Below are 17,688 nucleotides of genomic sequence, written 5' to 3' on the forward strand. Positions count from 1 at the left end.
TGTTGTTTGCGGCATTTTCATCCATCCGCTCGAATTTCTATCCAATCTGAAAGGGAATCCTTCATGCTTAACCTGACCAAGCTCTCTGCAACTGCCACGCCTCGTTCACATCGTTCGATCCTGAGCGGCTTTTTTGCGGTGGTGCTGGCGTTCTCACTTGCCGCATGCGGCTCAAGCGTCAAACTCGATGAGGCACCGGTCGAAGACCGTGGCGCCGCTGCAGGGGGCACTGGCACGCAAGGCGGTACCGGCAGCGGCGTGGACCCCAGTGGCGTTTCGGGCGTTCAGGTGCCAGGGGTGGACTCACAACAGCCAGCCAACATGGCCCGGGTGATTTATTTTGACTACGACAGCTTTGAAGTGCGTCAAGAGTTTGCAGGTGCACTTGAAGCCAATGCAGCTTTCCTGAAGGCCAACCCCAGCCGCAAGGTTGCGCTGGAAGGCCACACCGACGAACGTGGGGGGCGGGAGTACAACCTGGCCCTTGGACAGAAACGTGCAGAGGCGGTTCGCCGAGCCATGCAATTGCTGGGCGTGAGTGAATCGCAGATGGAGGCCGTGAGCTTCGGAGAAGAAAAGCCGGCTGTCTATGGCTTTGATGAGAGCGCGTTCGCCCAAAATCGTCGGGTTGAAATCACCTACCGTTGATCAGCATGACCCATTCGATGAAGCGCTTTTCGTTCCAACTGATTGCCAGCGGGATTGCGATGGCGTCGATGCTTGCCCCCTTGCAGGCGCAAGCCTTTCTTGGTGACGACGAAGCTCGCAGGGCCATCATCGAGTTGCGTCAGCGGTTCGAAGCCAGTGAGGCCCGTCAGGCCAAATTGGCCGAAGAAGCGCGCTCGCAGGGCAACACAGGTCAACGAAGCCTGCTCGATCTGGCCAATCAGATTGAACAGCTCCGATCTGAAGTTGCCCATTTGCGGGGTCAGAATGAGCAGTTGGCGCGGGAGGTGTCGGAGCTGCAGCGCAAACAGAAAGACGTGCAGTCGGGTCTCGAAGAGCGCCTGAAGCAGGTGGAGCCCTCGACGATCTCGCTGGATGGTCGCGATTTCACTGCGGCACCGGCCGAGCAGCGCGACTATGAGGCTGCCATGGCCGTGCTGCGGCGTTCGGAATTTCCTGCGGCAGCCTCTGCCTACGCCAGCTTTCTTCAGCGCTATCCAGAGAGCGGCTACACCCCATCGGTCCTGTATTGGCTGGGCAATGCCCAGTACGCGAACCGGGCCTACAAAGAGGCCATCGAAAGTCATCGGCGTCTGATTTCACAGTTTCCTGGTCATCAGCGCGTGCCTGAAGGCATGCTGGCACTCGCCAACAGTCAGGTGGAGATGAAAGACAGCAAGGCTGCGCGTCGTACTCTCGAAGATCTCGTGAAAATCCATCCCGGATCTGAAGCCGCCTCCGTGGCGCGCGAACGCCTCTCGCGCCTGCGTTAGTCCACGACACTTGTTGGGCAAGTGGTGGTAAATGGCCGCCGTAGCGGGCCCTCCTGGGCCTGCTCCTACAATGGCGCCCATGGAAATCGACGAGCTCAATCAGCTGTACACATGGGTTCTCTGGGCAGCGTTTGCTGTCGCAGCTGCATTTGGCTTCATTGCCCAGCGCACGCATTTCTGCACGATGGGTGCCATCAGCGACATCGTGAACATGGGCGACTGGACCCGCATGCGCATGTGGGGCATGGCGGTCGGTGTGGCCATGATCGGGTTCTACGGCATGGCAGCACTGGGCTGGATTGACCCCACGCAGACCATCTACACCTCGGGTCGGGTGCTCTGGTTGTCGGCGTTGTCCGGCGGCGCGCTGTTCGGGTTTGGCATGGTGCTCGCTTCAGGCTGTGGCAGCAAAACGCTGGTGCGCATTGGTGCGGGGAGCCTCAAGTCCCTCGTGGTGTTCTTTGTGATGGGGTTTGCGGCCTTCGCGACCCTGCGGGGCGTGGTGGCTGTGTGGCGTGACAGCACGGTTGATCAGGTTGTGTTCGATCTGGCTGCGGGTGGCGCAGTGCCGTTCTGGCTGTCCAGTGGGCTTGGCCTGAATCCCGCTGTCGCTGGCATCTCGGCTGCGCTGGTGATCGGTGGGGGCTTGATCATCTGGGCGCTTGCGGGGACCGATTTCCGCACGGGCAACAACCTGCTCGCGGGGCTGGGTCTGGGAGCGGTCATCGTGGCCATGTGGTGGGTCAGTGGTTACCTGGGCTTTGTCCCCGAACACCCTGAGACGCTTGAGTCGATATATCTGGCCAGCAACTCACGGCGCATGGAGTCGCTCACCTTCACAGCGCCCATGGCCTACACATTGGATTGGATCATCTTCTACAGCGACTCCTCCAAGGTGCTCACATTTGGCGTGGTCACCGTGGCGGGCGTGCTGGTAGGGGCGTTGCTGTGTTCACTCATCGAGCGCAGCTTTCGGTGGGAGGGTTTTCACGGCACGCAAGACACGACCTTGCACCTGGTGGGCGCCGCGTGCATGGGTGTGGGTGGTGTGACGGCCTTGGGTTGTACGGTGGGGCAGGGCATGTCAGGGCTCTCCACGCTGAGCCTGTCCAGCATGATCGCTGTCTCCGGGATCGTGCTGGGGGCGGTTGGGGGGTTCCGTTTTCAGATGTGGCTGCTGGACCGGGAATGAGCGACTTGGCCAAGGAGACTTTTGAGCGGCGTTTCGGAGGACTGCGCAGGCTCTATGGCGTTGACGGTGCACAACGCATTTTTGACGCACATGTGGCGGTGGTGGGTATCGGGGGAGTGGGCTCATGGGCAGTCGAGGCCCTGGCCCGCAGTGGCGTGCGCGAACTCACGCTTATCGACATGGACCATGTGTCCGAGTCAAACTTCAATCGGCAGATTCATGCCATGGAGCCTTCGCTGGGGCAAGCCAAGGTACAGGCCATGCGTGAACGCATCAACCACTTTCACCCTGGGTGCAAGATCAACGTCATCGATGATTTCGTGACACCGGAGAACTGGCCAGCCCTGTTGTATGAGGGGGCGAGTCTGGATGGTCAGCGGCCCTTAGAGTCTTTTGCACTGATAGATGCCTGCGATCAGGTGAGGGCCAAGACGGTCATGGCCGCATGGGCGCTCGCGCACAACGTGCCTTTCGTGACTGTGGGAGCAGCGGGCGGCAAGCGCGAATCACAGTGGGTGGAGGTGGTCGATCTTGCCGAAGTCACGCACGATCCGCTGCTGGCCAAGCTCCGGTACGGGCTGCGTCGCTATCATGAAGGTGCTCGCACGGGTCGAATGGGCGTTGCTTGTGTGTGCAGCCGGGAAGCTGTGGCTCCACCAGATGCGTCGTGTGGTATCTCGGCAGTGGATGGTTCGTTGAACTGTCACGGTTATGGCTCGTCGGTGAGTGTGACAGCGACTTTCGGTATGTGCGCGGCGGGCTGGGCAATGAATGCGTTGACCAGGGCTGCACGAAAATCTGTGGCGGTTGAAAAAGCGTTCACAATGACGCTATAATTTGAGGCTTGGCGCAGTAGTCAATAGACGAAAAGAGATTTTCCGTTCGTCTTCATGTTCGCGGCAAAACCCTTGGGGCGTTAGCTCAGTTGGTAGAGCAGCGGACTCTTAATCCGTAGGTCGAGTGTTCGAGTCACTCACGCCCCACCATCCCCCGGACGGTGCGGGGAACAAGGTTTGTTTTGATGGGACGTTAGCTCAGTTGGTAGAGCAGCGGACTTTTAATCCGTTGGTCGGCAGTTCGAGCCTGCCACGTCCTACCAAAAACGTGAAGCCCTGGTCGCAAGACCAGGGCTTTTTCGTTTCTCGGGCACGGTGCGACCACCGCGTCGTTCTTGTAAGGGGCGCTCATTTGGGCGCGCGTGAACATGGCAGGGCGAACCGTCCTCAGCCTGCCCCGGTAGGCGCTGCGCAGAGCCAGCGTTCAGGGGTGAGAGAGCGCCAATGGCCCTTCATCAAAATGCTGGCGCCGGCCCTCATGACACTCAGAGTATCTCGCTGGCGAAATCGGCAAGCCTTGAACGCTCGCCGCGCGCCAAGGTGATGTGCCCCCCATGCGGCCAGCCCTTGAAACGGTCCACGGCATAGGTCAGGCCTGATGAGCCTTCCGTGAGATAGGGGGTGTCGATCTGGGCCAGGTTGCCCATGCAGATGATCTTGGTGCCCGGGCCGGCGCGGGTGATCAGCGTCTTCATCTGCTTGGGTGTGAGGTTTTGCGCTTCGTCGATGATCACGTACTTGTTCATGAACGTGCGGCCTCGCATGAAATTCATGCTCTTGACCTTGATGCGGCTGCGGATGAGCTCATTGGTGGCGGCGCGGCCCCATTCGCCGGCATTGCCGCCATCGCCCTTGGCAAGAAACTCCAGGTTGTCGTCCAGCGCGCCCATCCAGGGGCCCATTTTTTCTTCTTCTGTGCCAGGCAGGAAACCAATGTCTTCGCCCACGCTGACGGTGGCGCGGGTCATGATGATTTCGGTGTAGCGGCGGTCGTCCAGCACCTGGGTCAGGCCGCTGGCCAGGGCCATCAGCGTCTTACCGGTACCTGCCGTACCCGCGAGCGTGACGAAGTCGATCTCCGGATCCATCAGCAAGTTGAGCGCGAAGTTCTGCTCGCGGTTTCGGCTGGTGACGCCCCACACCGCGTTCTTCAGGTGGGTGAAGTCCTTGAGCGTCTTCAAGACCGCCGTCTTGTCGCGGATTTCGGTCACGCGGGCGTAGAGCGATGGCTCGCCGGGCGCCTCGAAGTACACAAACTGGTTGATGTAAAACTGCCCCACCGCCGGTCCGCTCACACGGTAGAAGGTGTGGCTGCCGCTTTGCCAGCTCTCGATGGTTTTGCTCTGGCGGGTCCAGAAATCCTGAGGAAGCGCCAGCGCGCCGGCATACAGCAGATCGCCATCTTCCAGGGTCTTGTCGTTTTGATAGTCTTCAGCCGCCAGGCCCAGGGCGCGGGCCTTGACCCGCATATTGATGTCCTTGGAAACCAGAATCACTTCCCGCTGGGGAAACTTGTCCCGCAGCGCATGCACCACGCCCAGGATCTGATTGTCCGCCTTGCCTTGAGGCAGGCTGGACGGCAACTCGCTGTCCAATGGCTCTGTCTGGAAAAACAGCGAGCCTCGGGCGGACTGGTGGCCTGTGGCAGACAGCTTGAGTCCCTTGGTGAGGTCAGCGCCCTGCTGGGCCACCAACGCGTCCAGGGTGCGGCTGGTTTGTCGACCGTTTCGGGCAACTTCCGTCATGCCCTTCTTGTGGCCATCCAGCTCTTCCAGCACGATCATCGGAAGAAAGATGTCGTGTTCTTCAAACTGGAAAAGACTGATCGGATCGTGCAGCAGCACGTTCGTGTCGAGCACAAAGAGACGGCTGATACCGTTGATGGTGGCTTTGTTGCGACCCGTACGACGGTTGCTGGCGACGGGCGAGACAACGGGTGCCGGCACCGGGGGGCGTGCGTCGGCAGGCTTCTGACTCTTGCCTTCGACAGGCATGGGCGCCATGGATGGCACCACCGCAGGCATTGCACCGCGTTTTGAACGGGCTTGGTCGCGTTCCGGCGCTTGTTCGCCCTTTCGCGACCTGGATCTGCTGTCCCGGCGGGGCTCAGAGCCCCTGGCGGCTTCCGTTTTATGGGATACCTCGGAAGAAGTCGGGGCTGCCGCAGGAATGGCATCGAGCACCACTTCAAAAAGATCTTCGGCTGCTTTGAGGCTGTAGGACTCGGGTGAGAGAAGGGCGGCGCGTTTGGTGGGGGCGGGTGGCAGTGGCATGGAATGGGGTGGTGTTCAGCGAGACGCCAGAAAACAAAAAGCCGCCGGGCTAACCGGGCGGCTTTCAGAGCTGCTTGAGGATGGGCAAGAAGGCGATGCGGAAGGACTTCCTAACGTCATGAAATCATTATGCACGAGTCATGTGACCGTACCCTAGCCCCCGGCAACCACACGGAACGCGGGTCGTCAGGCGGCTTTTTTGAGTGCCTTGACGGCTTTGAGAACGTCTTCCACATGGCCAGGGACCTTCAGGCCACGCCATTCCTGCTTGAGCACACCGTCGGGACCCACGAGGAAAGTGCTGCGCTCAATGCCTTTGACCTTCTTGCCGTACATGATCTTGTTCTTGACCACGCCGAACATGTGGCACATTTTCTCTTCGGTGTCTGCAATCAGCTCAAACGGCAGTTCGAGTTTGGTCTTGAAGTCGTCGTGGGACTTCATGTTGTCGCGCGAGACGCCAAACACCTGCGCCCCCGCTTTCACGAAGTCCTTGTACTTGTCGCGAAACTGCATGGCCTCGGTCGTGCACCCGGGCGTATTGTCCTTTGGATAAAAATAGAGCACGATGGTCTGACCCAGGTGCGTTTGATTGCTGACCTTGAGGCCGCCTGTGGCCAGCGCTTCAAATTCGGGAATGGGTTTGTTGACAACGACTGCCATACTGCGTGAGCCCCTGACATAAGTTGGTGGTGATTCGTTGGCTTCCCAGCTGCTTCATGATCTTGCTTTTGCCGGTTGGCAAACGGAGTCATGGCAGGAAACAATCGGCTATTTTACTCTGAACTGACAAGTCGCGGCTGTCGCGTCCGGTCACCCCTGCCGCGGCCATCGTTTGACGCCTGTCATTCATCCCCGGAGACCAAGTCTCCCGTGTCACTGCCTTCAATCAGCAAGGCCGCGAGCACTCTGCGACCTTCGCCTGCCAGGATGTTGAAGGTGCGGCAGGCGGCCTGGGTATCCATGGTCTCGACCCCGATGCCCCGGTTGATCAGGCTTTGCAGCAGGGCGGGGCGCACGAAGCGCAGGCGTTTTCCACTGCCAAAAATGACCAGTTCGGGCGGCGAGTCCATCAATTTCAGCAGCGACGCGAAGTGCCCGGCGTCCAGTTCGTCGTGCGCGCTGCAGCGCCAGTCGATGCGCTCGCCACTGGAGGCCAGTACCACGCTCCGGCTCAAGCGCTCGCCATTCACGGCGATCCAGCCGTCGCCGTAAGCGGTGACGGTGTTGGCATCGGGTTTGTCGGCGTGGAGTTTCATCAAAAATTCCCAAGGCACAGGGCGGTGTGTCGGCAGGCTTCATGCACCGAATACGGTGCCGAACTGTGTTCAAATTACAGGTTTTCCCAAGCGCAGCAGGCTTGAATATAGCGGTCCGGGTCCGCCCCCAAACTGTTGCAGACATTCTCACTGCCCCATGCGGGAGGGACTTTGAAGACCATCCAGAAATCCGCCAAGCTGGCCAACGTTTGTTACGACATCCGGGGTCCCATCATGGACGCCGCGCGCCAGATGGAAGAAGAGGGGCACAAGATCATCCGGCTCAACATCGGCAATCTCGCGGTGTTCGGCTTTGATGCCCCGGAAGAAATCCAGCAGGACATGATCCGCAACCTGCCGAATTCGGCGGGCTATTCCGACAGCAAAGGCATTTTCGCGGCGCGCAAGGCGGTCATGCACGAAACCCAGAAGCAGGGCATCAAGGGCGTCACGCTCGACGATATTTATCTGGGTAACGGCGCGAGCGAGCTGATCGTCATGGCGACCAATGCCCTGCTCGACGATGGTGACGAGTTGCTGCTGCCCGCACCGGACTACCCCCTGTGGACGGCAGCGGTAAGCCTCTCCGGCGGCACGCCGGTGCATTACATGTGCGAAGAAGCCAATGGCTGGATGCCCGATCTGGACGACATTCGCCGCAAGATCACGCCGGCCACCAAAGGCATTGTGGTCATCAACCCGAACAATCCAACCGGTGCGCTCTACTCGGACGAGCTGCTCCGCGCCATTGTCGAGATTGCCCGCGAGCACGGGCTGGTGATTTTTGCCGACGAGGTCTACGACAAGGTGCTGTACGACGGCGCCAGGCACACGGCGATTGCCAGCCTGTCGGACGACGTGCTCACCCTGACCTTCAATTCGCTGTCCAAGAGCTACCGCTCCTGTGGCTATCGCGCCGGCTGGATGATTGTCTCGGGCGACAAGAAACCAGCCAAGGACTACATCGAGGGCCTGAACATGCTCTCGAACATGCGCCTGTGTGCCAATGTGCCGGGGCAGTGGGCGATTCAAACGGCACTTGGGGGCTACCAGAGCATCAATGACCTGGTCTGTGAGGGCGGCCGATTGCGCCGGCAACGTGACCTGGCTTATGAGCTGATCACCGCCATTCCCGGCGTGACCTGCGTCAAACCGTCGGCGGCACTCTACATGTTCCCCAAGTTGGACCCCAAGGTCTACCCGGTGGAAGACGATCAGCAGATGTTCCTGGAGCTCTTGCAGGAAACCCGTGTGATGCTGGTACAGGGCTCGGGTTTCAATTACCCGGACAACCAGCATTTCCGCATCGTGTTCCTTCCTCACGAGGACGATTTGCGTGAAGCGATCGGGCGGGTGGCCAGGTTCCTTGAAGGTTGGCGCAAGCGGCATGGCACCGCCTGAAGAGGCATCATTTCGCGCCGAAATGGCCATCAGTGCGGCATCGTCTCCCGTCTGGCCTTGATTGGGGACAACTGGGGGGCATCGGTGTCCCGTCTGTTTAATTGAATGAGAGAAGCATGAAACCGATCCAAATAGGCCTGCTGGGCATAGGCACCGTGGGCAGCGGCACATTCAATGTGTTGAAACGCAACCAGGAAGAGATCAAGCGGCGCGCTGGTCGCGGCATTGAAATCACCATGGTGGCTGATCTGGACATGGATCGTGCGCGCTCCCTGGTGGGGCCGGACGTCAATGTGGTGAACGACGCACGCGCTGTGATTGCCAACCCCGACATCGACATCGTCGTGGAGCTGATCGGTGGGTATGGCGTGGCCAAGGCGCTGGTGATGGAAGCCATCGCGGCTGGCAAGCATGTGGTGACGGCCAACAAGGCCTTGCTGGCCGTGCATGGCACTGAGATTTTCGCTGCGGCTTCGGCCAAGGGCGTGATGGTGGCCTTCGAGGCGGCGGTGGCCGGTGGCATTCCCATCATCAAGGCGCTGCGTGAGGGTCTCACGGCCAACAGCATCCAGTGGATCGCGGGCATCATCAACGGCACCACAAACTTCATCCTGTCAGAGATGCGTGACAAGGGGCTGGACTTCGATGTCGTGCTCAAGGAGGCTCAGCGACTGGGTTATGCCGAAGCGGACCCGACCTTCGACATCGAAGGCGTGGATGCGGCCCACAAGGTCACGCTGATGAGCGCCATTGCCTTTGGCATTCCTGTGCAGTTTGACAAGGCCCATGTCGAGGGCATCACCCAACTCAGTGGCACGGACATCCGCTACGCTGAGCAACTGGGCTACCGCATCAAGTTGCTGGGCATCACGCGGCGCACCGAGGCGGGTGTGGAGCTGCGTGTGCATCCGACCCTGGTGCCGAGCAAGCGACTGATCGCGAACGTGGAAGGCGCCATGAATGCGGTCGTGGTGCAAGGAGATGCCGTCGGCACCACACTGTATTACGGCAAAGGGGCCGGCAGCGAACCCACGGCCAGTGCGGTGATTGCCGATCTGGTGGACGTGACCCGACTGCACACCGCCGACCCGCACCACAGGGTGCCGCACCTGGCGTTCCAGCCCGATGCCATGAGCGACCTCCAGGTGCTGCCCATGAGCGAGGTCGTGACCAGCTATTACCTGCGACTCCGCGTGGCAGACGAGGCGGGCGTGCTGGCCAAGGTGACGGGCCTGCTCGCAGAGGCGGGCATCAGTATCGATGCCTTGCTCCAGCGCCGGGCCGAGGAGGTGAGTGCCGACCTGGCCGTGGCGGGTGCAGCTTCGACCGATCTGATCATCCTGACGCACGACACACGGGAGGGCGTCATGAACCGTGCCTTGGCCGATATGCAGGGCCTGTCTTCCGTGCTGGCGCCGATCACGCGCATTCGCAAAGAGGAGTTGAACTGACCTCCTGCGCCACTTCGCGTCTTCCGCCTGCGGGCGGGACCACACTCCTGACCTGGCAAAACCGGTTCCGTGGAGTGGCTGGATCAGACGCCTTGCACGCACGAGGGCGGTAGCTCGCAATGCCCTGGAACACTGACATGCTGTACCTCTCTACCCGCGGCCATCTGGATCGCAAACACTTCTGCGAAATCCTGCTGGAGGGCCTGGCGCCCGATGGCGGTCTGTACCTGCCCGAGCGTTATCCGCAAGTGGACGCAGCCACACTGGCACGCTGGCGAGGCGTGTTCAATGGCGGCGCCCCCGGCGGTTACGCGGCGTTGGCCTTCGAAGTGCTGTCGCTCTACATCGACGACATTCCTGCGACTGATCTGAAGGCACTTTGCGACAAGACCTACACCGAGGCGGTGTACGGCACGGCGGCCATCGTGCCGCTGAAGAAACTTGAAGATGGTTTCTACCTGGAAGCGCTGTCGAACGGTCCGACGCTGGCGTTCAAGGACATGGCCATGCAGCTGCTGGGCAACCTGTTCGAGTACGAGCTGGCGCGCCGCGGCGAACAACTCAACATCCTGGGTGCGACCAGTGGCGATACCGGCAGCGCGGCCGAGTATGCGATGCGAGGCAAGCAGGGCGTGCGGGTGTTCATGCTCAGCCCGCACGGCCGCATGAGCCCATTCCAGCAGGCCCAGATGTTCAGTCTGATGGACGAAAACATCCACAACATCGCCATTGAAGGCGTGTTCGACGACTGCCAGGACATTGTCAAGGCCGTGTCCAACGACCTGGCCTTCAAGCGCCAGTACAAGATCGGCACGGTCAATTCAATCAACTGGGCCAGACTGCTCGCCCAGGTGGTCTATTACTTTGCGGGCTACTTCCAGGCAACCTCGAGTGATTCGCAGAAGGTGAGCTTCACCGTGCCTAGCGGCAACTTCGGCAATGTCTGCGCCGGGCATGTGGCACGCCAGATGGGGCTTCCCATCCAGACCCTGGCCGTGGCGACGAACGAAAACGACGTGCTCGACGAGTTCTTCCGCACCGGTGTCTACCGCGTGCGCGCCAGCGCCGACACGCACGAGACCTCCAGCCCGTCGATGGACATTTCCAAGGCCAGCAACTTCGAGCGCTTTGTTTTTGATCTGCTGGGTCGCGACGGGGCGCGGGTCAAGGCGCTGTTTGGTGACGCGCTCAGCCGCGAGGGCCGTTTTGAATTGGGTGCCGACCCGGTGTTTGCCGAAGCGGCGATGCATTACGGCTTCGTCAGCGGCAAGAGCACGCACGCAGACCGCCTCGCCACCATCAAGGACACCTTTGAACGCTTTGGCGTGGTGATCGACACCCACACTGCCGATGGTGTGAAGGTGGCTCGCGCACACGCCAGAGCGGAAATCCCCATGATCGTGCTGGAAACCGCTCTGCCGATCAAGTTCGCCGAGACCATCGTCGAAGCGCTGGGGCGTCAACCTGACCGTCCCGCTCAATTCGAAGGCATCGAGGCATTGCCCAAACGGGTTCAGGTCATGCCAGCCGATGCGGTGGCCGTGAAGAACTACATCGTCCAGCACTGCGCCGATTCATGAAGGTTGTTGCCTTCGCGGGTTTTTCGGGGTCTGGCAAGACCACCTTGGTCGAGCAGCTCATCCCGGCGATGAAGCTGCGTGGGCTCCGGGTGTCGGTGGTCAAGCATGCCCACCACAAGTTCGACATTGACCATCCCGGCAAGGACACCTGGCGCCACCGCGAGGCGGGCGCGTTCGAGGTGGTGGCGGCCTCGCGGCATCGCCTGGTGCTGATGCGTGAATTCGAGCAACCCGTCGAACTGGGCGTTCACCATTTATTGGCCGAGCTGTACGACGGCATCGACTGGGTGTTCGTGGAAGGGTTCAAGGACTGCGACCTGCTCAAGATCGAGATCTGGCGCGCAGAGAGTGCAAAATCGACGCTTTACCCCAACGACCCGTTCATCGTGGCCATTGCCACCGACAGTGCCGACCGGCTCCCTGAGGCCACCCTGCGCCCGGTGCTGGATTTGAACCAGCCCGATGAAGTGGCTGCATGGCTGATCGAAAATGGGCAAAGATTTGATTACAACCCGGAGGCACACGGGTGACAGACAGATCCCCGCGCCAACAGAAGGCGCCGTGCTGACGCCAAACACCGTTCAAACATGACCGCTCCCGCCCACCTGCGAACGCCTTTGATGGAACTTGACCTTGCACTGGCGCAGTTGCTGGAGCGCGTCGAACCCCTGTCGGGCGTGGAAACGGTCGCCACCTTCGACGCCGATCGCCGGGTTCTGGCTGAAGACCTGGTTTCATCCCTTCAGGTGCCACCGCAGGACAACTCCTCCATGGACGGCTACGCGGTGCGTTGCGCCGATGTGAGCGCGCCCGGTGTGGTCCTGCCGGTTTCTCAACGAATCGCGGCCGGCCATCCAGCCAGCCCGCTGCGCGAGGGCAGTTGTGCCCGCATATTTACAGGGGCCACCCTGCCGCCAGGTGCCGATGCCGTGGTGATGCAGGAAGACACGGAAGAGGTGGGCGGCAACATCCACGGTGTGCACATCCATGCGATGCCGCAACCCGGCCAGTGGGTGCGGCGGGCTGGTGAAGATGTGGCCCTTGGTTCGGTGGTGCTGGCCCGGGGTGAGAGGCTCTCGCCTGCCGGTCTCGGCCTGGCAGCCAGCCTGGGCAGGGCCAGGTTGTCGGTGGTGGCGCGACCGCGTGTGGCGCTTTTTTCCACCGGTGACGAACTCGTCATGCCCGGCGATGTACCGCCCGAAGCCATGCCCCCCGGGGCTATCTACAACTCGAACCGCTTCTTTCTGCGGGCGCTGCTGCACCGAATGGGGTGCGAAGTGAGTGATTTGGGGATCGTGCCCGACCGGCGCGATGCGACCCTGGCCGCCCTGCAGTCGGCGGCCGACCACCACGACCTGATTCTCACCAGCGGAGGTGTGTCGGTCGGCGAAGAAGACCACATCAAGCCGTCGGTGCAACGGCTGGGCTCGCTGGACCTCTGGCAGATTGCCATGAAGCCCGGCAAGCCATTTGCCTATGGCACGGTCCGGCGGCATCCTGCCACGGAAGCGGCGGAGCAGCCGTGCCATTTCATTGGTTTGCCCGGGAACCCGGTGTCCAGCTTTGTCACCTTTGTGCTGCTGGTGCGTCCGTTTCTGCTGGCCTTGCAAGGTGTGAAGGCAGATGTTGTCCCATCCATGCCGGATCCGATGATGCTGCCGGCCCACTTTGACGTGACCCGCGCTGACAAGCGCCGAGAGTTCATTCGTGTGCGGCGCAACAGCTCAGGTGGCCTCGATCTGTTTCCCAACCAGAGTTCGGGCGTGCTCACCTCGGTTGCCTGGGCCGACGGACTGGTGGACAAGGCCGCAGGCCGTACCATTGCCCATGGTGACCTGGTTCCTTTTGTTTCGTTTGCAGAGTGGCTTGCATGAACGTCAACATCCGTTATTTCGCTTCCATACGCGAAGCTTTGTCCACGGGCAGTGAAGCGGTGAACACGAGCGCCCCAACGCTGGGCGCGCTGCGCGACGAGCTGATCGCCCGGGGCGGCGCTTACGCCGAGGCGCTGGCCCGCGGAAAGGCAGTGCGGGTCGCACTCAACCAGACCATGAGTGAAGAAACTGCCGCGCTGCCGGAAGGCGCCGAGGTCGGTTTTTTCCCGCCCGTCACCGGCGGCTGAGGTCGGTGATGCGGTCTCATTCAACCCTCAGGTGAATCACATGACTGAACGGGTGAGTATCCAGGTCGATGACTTTGACTTGTCCGCCGAGGTGGCACAGCTGCGTGAGCGCAACCCGGGTGTGGGCGCGGTCTGTTCGTTGGTCGGCACGGTCAGGGATCGCAATGACGGGCAGGGTGTGCATTCGATGGAGCTGGAGCACTACCCGGGCATGACGGAGAAAGCCATCGAGGCCATGATCGACGAGGCGCATCGCCGGTTCGACATCCTCGGTGCCCGCGTGATCCATCGCGTGGGCGTTTTGCAGCCCATGGACCAGATCGTGCTCGTGGTGGTGACCTCGGCCCACCGGGGCGAGAGTTTCCAGGCCTGCGAATTTCTCATGGACTACCTCAAGACCCAGGCACCCTTCTGGAAGAAGGAACAGACGCCAGCGGGCGCGCGCTGGGTCGATGCACGGGTCAGTGACGATGCTGCGCTTCAGCGCTGGGGCATCGCGGGTCAGAACGCCTGATCGCCCTAGGGCAGGGACGCATCCATGAGCACCGGAGAACGCGTGTTGTTGCCGCTTGCCGACACGGATGTGGAGTCCATCGAGCGCGCCACGCTGGAAGCGGTGGTGCCCGACCGGATGGAGCATCTCCCCGGGTGGCTGCTGCCCATTTTTGACGGTACTGTAGGCCGGGCGCGATCCGCGGTGCCCCTGCAGCACAGTCGGCCCGATGTCGGTCTGGTCGAAAGCATTGCCGAACGCTACCGGGCTCTGGGATTTGCGCCAGCATTCCGTCTGCCGGATTTGCCAGCTTTTGACGACTTTCATGCACAACTGCGTCGCCTGGCCTATGAGCGCGAGCAGCCCACGCTGACCATGGTCGGTCAGGTGGAAAACCTGTTGCAACTCCATCCCGGCCCGCCTGGCGTGCTGGAAGACAAAGCCGATTCCCAGTGGATGGCGATGTTTCTGGGGCCTGGCCTGGACCCGGTCGATGGAGCGAGCAGGGCCCGCGCACTCAGCCGAGCCCACAACACGCTGTTTGCCAGCGTGCGAGAAGCGGGGCGCACCGTGGCCTCGGGTGCGGCGGCGTTCGGGCGTGGCTGGCTCAGCGTGCATGGCATGCGCACCCATGCGGCTTGTCGGGGGCAGGGGCTGGCGCGACGCGTGCTGGTCACCATGGCAGAGGAGGCCCGGCGGCGCGGCGTGGCCAGGGTATTCCTGCAGGTGGATGCCGGCAACGCCGCTGCGCTGGCGCTTTACCGGCGAGCCGGCATGGAGACGGCCTGGCCTTACAGCTACTGGCGCAAGCCAGGCTGAACGTCGAGCCGGTTGACCTGCGTCAATCTTCGGGGTGCAGGCGCCGGCACGAGTTCGGCTTGCGCTTGAAAATGGGTGAACCAGCGCCAGATGAGCCGTAATTCATTTTTCCGGAGTACCCAGGCATGCGACTCGACAAACTCACCACCAAATTCCAGGAAGCCCTGAGCGAAGCCCAGACCTTGGCGCTGGGCAACGACAACGCCTACATCGAACCGGCCCATCTGCTGTTGGCCATGCTGCGTCAGCCTGATGGCCCGCAGTCCTTGTTGCAGCGTGCGGGCGTGAACGTGGCGGGCCTGAGCAAGGCTGTTGAGGCGGTGGTGAAGCGCCTGCCGGAAGTGCAGGGGCAGGAACAGGTCCAGGTGGGCCAGGAGCTGGCCAAGTTGCTGCAGGCCACCGAGAAAGAGGCCATCAAGCGCGGCGACCAGTTCGTGGCCAGCGAGCTCTTCCTGCTGGCTGTGGCCGACGCTAAGGGCGAACTCGGGCGCATCGCCAACGAGAACGGACTTTCCCGCAAGAGCCTGGAAAGCGCCATCGACGCCGTGCGTGGCGGCCAAAAGATGGACAGCCCCGAAGCCGAGGGCCAGCGCGAAGCGCTGAAAAAATACACACTCGACCTGACGGAGCGTGCCCGCGCCGGCAAGCTCGACCCTGTGATCGGCCGGGACGACGAGATCCGCCGCGCGATTCAGGTGCTTCAGCGCCGCAGCAAGAACAACCCCGTGCTCATCGGCGAGCCCGGCGTGGGCAAGACCGCCATCGTGGAAGGCCTTGCTCAGCGCATTGTCAATGGTGAGGTGCCAGAGAGTCTGCGCGACAAGCGCGTGCTGGTGCTGGACATGGCCGGCCTGCTGGCCGGCGCCAAATACCGCGGCGAGTTCGAAGAGCGCCTCAAGTCCGTGCTGAAGGAAGTCTCGCAGGACGAAGGCCGGATCATCCTGTTCATCGACGAACTCCACACCATGGTGGGTGCCGGCAAGGCAGAAGGCGCCATTGATGCCGGCAACATGCTCAAGCCTGCGCTGGCGCGTGGTGAGTTGCACTGCATCGGCGCGACCACGCTGGACGAATACCGCAAGTACATCGAAAAGGACGCCGCGCTGGAACGCCGCTTCCAGAAGGTGCTGGTCGACGAACCCACGGTGGAGCAGACCATCGCCATCTTGCGCGGCCTGCAGGAAAAGTATGAAGTGCACCACGGCGTGGAGATCACCGACCCGGCCATCGTCGCCGCGGCCGAGCTTTCGCACCGCTACATCACCGATCGTTTCTTGCCAGACAAGGCCATCGACCTGATCGATGAGGCCGCCGCCAAGATCAAGATCGAGATCGACTCCAAGCCAGAAGTGATGGACCGGCTGGATCGCCGCCTGATCCAGTTGCAGATCGAGCGCGAGGCCGTGCGCAAGGAGCAGGACGAATCGTCTCTCAAGCGTTTTGCCTTGATCGAAGAAGAGATCCACCGGCTGCAAAAGGAAATCGCCGATCTGGACGAAATCTGGAAAAGCGAAAAAGCCCAGGCCCAGGGCAGCCAGCATGTGCGCGAAGAGATCGAAAAGCTCAAGCTGCAGATCGAGGAACAGACCCGCAAGGGCGACTTCAACAAAGTGGCCGAACTGCAATATGGTCGCCTGCCCGAACTGGAAAAGCGGTTGAAAGAAGCGCAGGACAAGGAGTCCGCCAAGGTCACCGAAGGCGCCGCGCCCAAGTTGCTGCGCACGCAGGTGGGTGCCGAAGAGATTGCCGAGGTGGTGAGCCGGGCCACCGGTATTCCTGTGTCAAGAATGATGCAGGGCGAGCGCGACAAGCTGCTGCAGATGGAAACCAAGCTGCACGACCGCGTGGTGGGGCAGGACGAGGCCATCGCCGCCGTGGCCAATGCCATTCGCCGCTCACGCTCGGGCCTGTCTGACCCGAACCGCCCCACCGGATCGTTCCTGTTCCTGGGCCCGACCGGAGTGGGCAAGACCGAGTTGTGCAAGGCGCTGGCCGGCTTCCTGTTTGACACGGAAGAGCATCTCGTCCGCATTGACATGAGCGAGTTCATGGAAAAACACTCCGTGGCACGCCTGATCGGCGCGCCGCCGGGCTACGTGGGCTACGAGGAGGGCGGCTACCTCACCGAAGCCGTGCGCCGCAAGCCCTACTCGGTGTTGCTGCTCGATGAGGTGGAAAAGGCCCACCCAGACGTGTTCAACGTGTTGCTTCAGGTGCTGGACGACGGCCGCCTGACCGACGGCCAGGGCCGCACCGTGGACTTCAAGAACACCGTGATCGTGATGACGAGCAACATCGGCTCTCACCTGATCCAGGCCATGGTGGGTGAGCCCTACGAAGACGTGAAGGACGCCGTCTGGGGTGAGCTGAAAAACCACTTCCGGCCCGAGTTCCTGAACCGCATTGACGAGACGGTGGTGTTCCACGCACTGGACGCCAAACACATCGAATCCATTGCTGGCATCCAGCTCAAGGCCCTGCAGGCACGACTCCAAAAGATGGACTTGCGGCTGGAGGTGGCACCCGCTGCGCTGGCAGAGCTGGCCAAGGTGGGCTTTGATCCGGTGTTTGGTGCCCGGCCCCTGAAGCGGGCCATTCAGCAGCGCATCGAGAACCCGCTGTCCAAGCTGCTGCTGGAGGGGCGCTACCCGCCCAAATCGGTCATTCCGGTGGGGGTCGATCCGGTTCGCAACCCTGGCGTGTTCGAGTTTGGCGACGCCTTAAGCGCTGCCTGACAGCGCTGAGCCGGATTCACCAGGCGTGCCTGGGTTCCCCACCAATTGGAGCCCAGGCACTACCCGACGCGGCCTGCGGGTTCTATCA

General features: G+C 61.6%; 16 protein-coding genes and 2 tRNA genes. 15 read left to right on the plus strand and 3 right to left on the minus strand.

What is annotated here, in order from left to right; all coding sequences use genetic code 11:
• Positions 1-63: 63 nt before the first annotated feature.
• From pal to J2W49_RS02805, 6 genes are all read left to right on the plus strand, one after another.
• Complete coding sequence (gene pal, locus J2W49_RS02780) at positions 64-648, plus strand: peptidoglycan-associated lipoprotein Pal (protein WP_310311378.1); 585 nt, start codon at positions 64-66, stop codon at positions 646-648.
• 5 nt (positions 649-653) lie between these two features.
• The gene (gene ybgF / locus J2W49_RS02785; protein ID WP_310311380.1) at positions 654-1,439 is read left to right on the plus strand and encodes a tol-pal system protein YbgF; all 786 of its coding nucleotides are present in this window, start codon (positions 654-656) and stop codon (positions 1,437-1,439) included.
• A gap of 79 nt (positions 1,440-1,518) precedes the next feature.
• Positions 1,519-2,631: a YeeE/YedE family protein gene (locus tag J2W49_RS02790; protein ID WP_310311381.1), complete on the plus strand. Its 1,113-nt coding sequence runs from the start codon at positions 1,519-1,521 to the stop codon at positions 2,629-2,631.
• Positions 2,628-3,467, plus strand: coding sequence for a tRNA threonylcarbamoyladenosine dehydratase (locus J2W49_RS02795; protein WP_310311383.1), 840 nt, complete (start codon positions 2,628-2,630; stop codon positions 3,465-3,467). Before J2W49_RS02790 ends, J2W49_RS02795 begins: the two co-directional genes overlap by 4 nt.
• A 74-nt stretch (positions 3,468-3,541) precedes the next feature.
• A tRNA-Lys gene (locus tag J2W49_RS02800) sits at positions 3,542-3,617 on the plus strand.
• 37 nt (positions 3,618-3,654) lie between these two features.
• A tRNA-Lys gene (locus J2W49_RS02805) sits at positions 3,655-3,730 on the plus strand.
• A gap of 222 nt (positions 3,731-3,952) precedes the next feature.
• Here J2W49_RS02805 and J2W49_RS02810 read toward each other — a convergent pair.
• The 3 genes from J2W49_RS02810 to J2W49_RS02820 all read right to left on the minus strand — a co-directional run bounded on the left by J2W49_RS02810 (position 3,953) and on the right by J2W49_RS02820 (position 6,999).
• Positions 3,953-5,740 (minus strand): PhoH family protein, encoded by a 1,788-nt coding sequence (locus J2W49_RS02810; protein ID WP_310311385.1) that lies wholly within the window; start codon positions 5,738-5,740, stop codon positions 3,953-3,955.
• Between the two features lie 186 nt (positions 5,741-5,926).
• Complete coding sequence (locus J2W49_RS02815) at positions 5,927-6,403, minus strand: peroxiredoxin (protein WP_310311388.1); 477 nt, start codon at positions 6,401-6,403, stop codon at positions 5,927-5,929.
• A gap of 182 nt (positions 6,404-6,585) precedes the next feature.
• Complete coding sequence (locus J2W49_RS02820; RefSeq protein ID WP_310311390.1) at positions 6,586-6,999, minus strand: Mth938-like domain-containing protein; 414 nt, start codon at positions 6,997-6,999, stop codon at positions 6,586-6,588.
• Positions 7,000-7,170: 171 nt separating this feature from the next.
• On the opposite strand from J2W49_RS02820, the gene J2W49_RS02825 reads away from it, so the two are divergent.
• From J2W49_RS02825 to clpB, 9 genes are all read left to right on the plus strand, one after another.
• Positions 7,171-8,400 carry a pyridoxal phosphate-dependent aminotransferase gene (locus J2W49_RS02825; RefSeq protein WP_310311393.1) on the plus strand — a complete coding sequence of 410 codons (1,230 nt, stop codon included), beginning with the start codon at positions 7,171-7,173 and terminating at the stop codon, positions 8,398-8,400.
• 116 nt (positions 8,401-8,516) lie between these two features.
• The gene (locus tag J2W49_RS02830) at positions 8,517-9,851 is read left to right on the plus strand and encodes a homoserine dehydrogenase (protein ID WP_310311395.1); all 1,335 of its coding nucleotides are present in this window, start codon (positions 8,517-8,519) and stop codon (positions 9,849-9,851) included.
• Between the two features lie 137 nt (positions 9,852-9,988).
• Positions 9,989-11,431 carry a threonine synthase gene (gene thrC / locus J2W49_RS02835; RefSeq protein ID WP_310311398.1) on the plus strand — a complete coding sequence of 481 codons (1,443 nt, stop codon included), beginning with the start codon at positions 9,989-9,991 and terminating at the stop codon, positions 11,429-11,431.
• Positions 11,428-11,961, plus strand: a complete 534-nt coding sequence (mobB, locus tag J2W49_RS02840; protein ID WP_310311399.1) for a molybdopterin-guanine dinucleotide biosynthesis protein B — start codon at positions 11,428-11,430, stop codon at positions 11,959-11,961. Before thrC ends, mobB begins: the two co-directional genes overlap by 4 nt.
• A 57-nt stretch (positions 11,962-12,018) precedes the next feature.
• Positions 12,019-13,305, plus strand: a complete 1,287-nt coding sequence (locus tag J2W49_RS02845) for a molybdopterin molybdotransferase MoeA (protein ID WP_310311401.1) — start codon at positions 12,019-12,021, stop codon at positions 13,303-13,305.
• Positions 13,302-13,553 (plus strand): MoaD/ThiS family protein, encoded by a 252-nt coding sequence (locus tag J2W49_RS02850; RefSeq protein ID WP_310311403.1) that lies wholly within the window; start codon positions 13,302-13,304, stop codon positions 13,551-13,553. The genes J2W49_RS02845 and J2W49_RS02850 overlap by 4 nt, the downstream gene beginning before the upstream one ends.
• Before the next feature lie 40 nt (positions 13,554-13,593).
• The gene (locus tag J2W49_RS02855) at positions 13,594-14,067 is read left to right on the plus strand and encodes a molybdenum cofactor biosynthesis protein MoaE (protein WP_310311405.1); all 474 of its coding nucleotides are present in this window, start codon (positions 13,594-13,596) and stop codon (positions 14,065-14,067) included.
• Positions 14,068-14,091: 24 nt separating this feature from the next.
• Positions 14,092-14,865 carry a GNAT family N-acetyltransferase gene (locus J2W49_RS02860; RefSeq protein ID WP_310311407.1) on the plus strand — a complete coding sequence of 258 codons (774 nt, stop codon included), beginning with the start codon at positions 14,092-14,094 and terminating at the stop codon, positions 14,863-14,865.
• A gap of 125 nt (positions 14,866-14,990) precedes the next feature.
• Positions 14,991-17,600 (plus strand): ATP-dependent chaperone ClpB, encoded by a 2,610-nt coding sequence (gene clpB / locus J2W49_RS02865; RefSeq protein WP_310311409.1) that lies wholly within the window; start codon positions 14,991-14,993, stop codon positions 17,598-17,600.
• Positions 17,601-17,688 lie beyond the last annotated feature (88 nt).

Source organism: Hydrogenophaga palleronii (genome assembly GCF_031457455.1).
GTDB lineage: Bacteria > Pseudomonadota > Gammaproteobacteria > Burkholderiales > Burkholderiaceae_C > Hydrogenophaga > Hydrogenophaga palleronii_A.

What these genes read in the sequence shown, in the direction of transcription:
- J2W49_RS02810 (WP_310311385.1), bottom strand. Translation starts at nt 5,740, where the DNA reads ATGCCACTGCCACCCGCCCCCACCAAACGCGCCGCCCTTCTCTCACCC.
- J2W49_RS02820 (WP_310311390.1), bottom strand. Translation starts at nt 6,999, where the DNA reads ATGAAACTCCACGCCGACAAACCCGATGCCAACACCGTCACCGCTTAC.
- thrC (WP_310311398.1), top strand. Translation starts at nt 9,989, where the DNA reads ATGCTGTACCTCTCTACCCGCGGCCATCTGGATCGCAAACACTTCTGC.
- mobB (WP_310311399.1), top strand. Translation starts at nt 11,428, where the DNA reads ATGAAGGTTGTTGCCTTCGCGGGTTTTTCGGGGTCTGGCAAGACCACC.
- J2W49_RS02830 (WP_310311395.1), top strand. Translation starts at nt 8,517, where the DNA reads ATGAAACCGATCCAAATAGGCCTGCTGGGCATAGGCACCGTGGGCAGC.
- J2W49_RS02845 (WP_310311401.1), top strand. Translation starts at nt 12,019, where the DNA reads ATGACCGCTCCCGCCCACCTGCGAACGCCTTTGATGGAACTTGACCTT.
- pal (WP_310311378.1), top strand. Translation starts at nt 64, where the DNA reads ATGCTTAACCTGACCAAGCTCTCTGCAACTGCCACGCCTCGTTCACAT.
- J2W49_RS02855 (WP_310311405.1), top strand. Translation starts at nt 13,594, where the DNA reads ATGACTGAACGGGTGAGTATCCAGGTCGATGACTTTGACTTGTCCGCC.
- J2W49_RS02815 (WP_310311388.1), bottom strand. Translation starts at nt 6,403, where the DNA reads ATGGCAGTCGTTGTCAACAAACCCATTCCCGAATTTGAAGCGCTGGCC.
- J2W49_RS02795 (WP_310311383.1), top strand. Translation starts at nt 2,628, where the DNA reads ATGAGCGACTTGGCCAAGGAGACTTTTGAGCGGCGTTTCGGAGGACTG.
- clpB (WP_310311409.1), top strand. Translation starts at nt 14,991, where the DNA reads ATGCGACTCGACAAACTCACCACCAAATTCCAGGAAGCCCTGAGCGAA.
- J2W49_RS02850 (WP_310311403.1), top strand. Translation starts at nt 13,302, where the DNA reads ATGAACGTCAACATCCGTTATTTCGCTTCCATACGCGAAGCTTTGTCC.
- ybgF (WP_310311380.1), top strand. Translation starts at nt 654, where the DNA reads ATGACCCATTCGATGAAGCGCTTTTCGTTCCAACTGATTGCCAGCGGG.
- J2W49_RS02860 (WP_310311407.1), top strand. Translation starts at nt 14,092, where the DNA reads ATGAGCACCGGAGAACGCGTGTTGTTGCCGCTTGCCGACACGGATGTG.
- J2W49_RS02790 (WP_310311381.1), top strand. Translation starts at nt 1,519, where the DNA reads ATGGAAATCGACGAGCTCAATCAGCTGTACACATGGGTTCTCTGGGCA.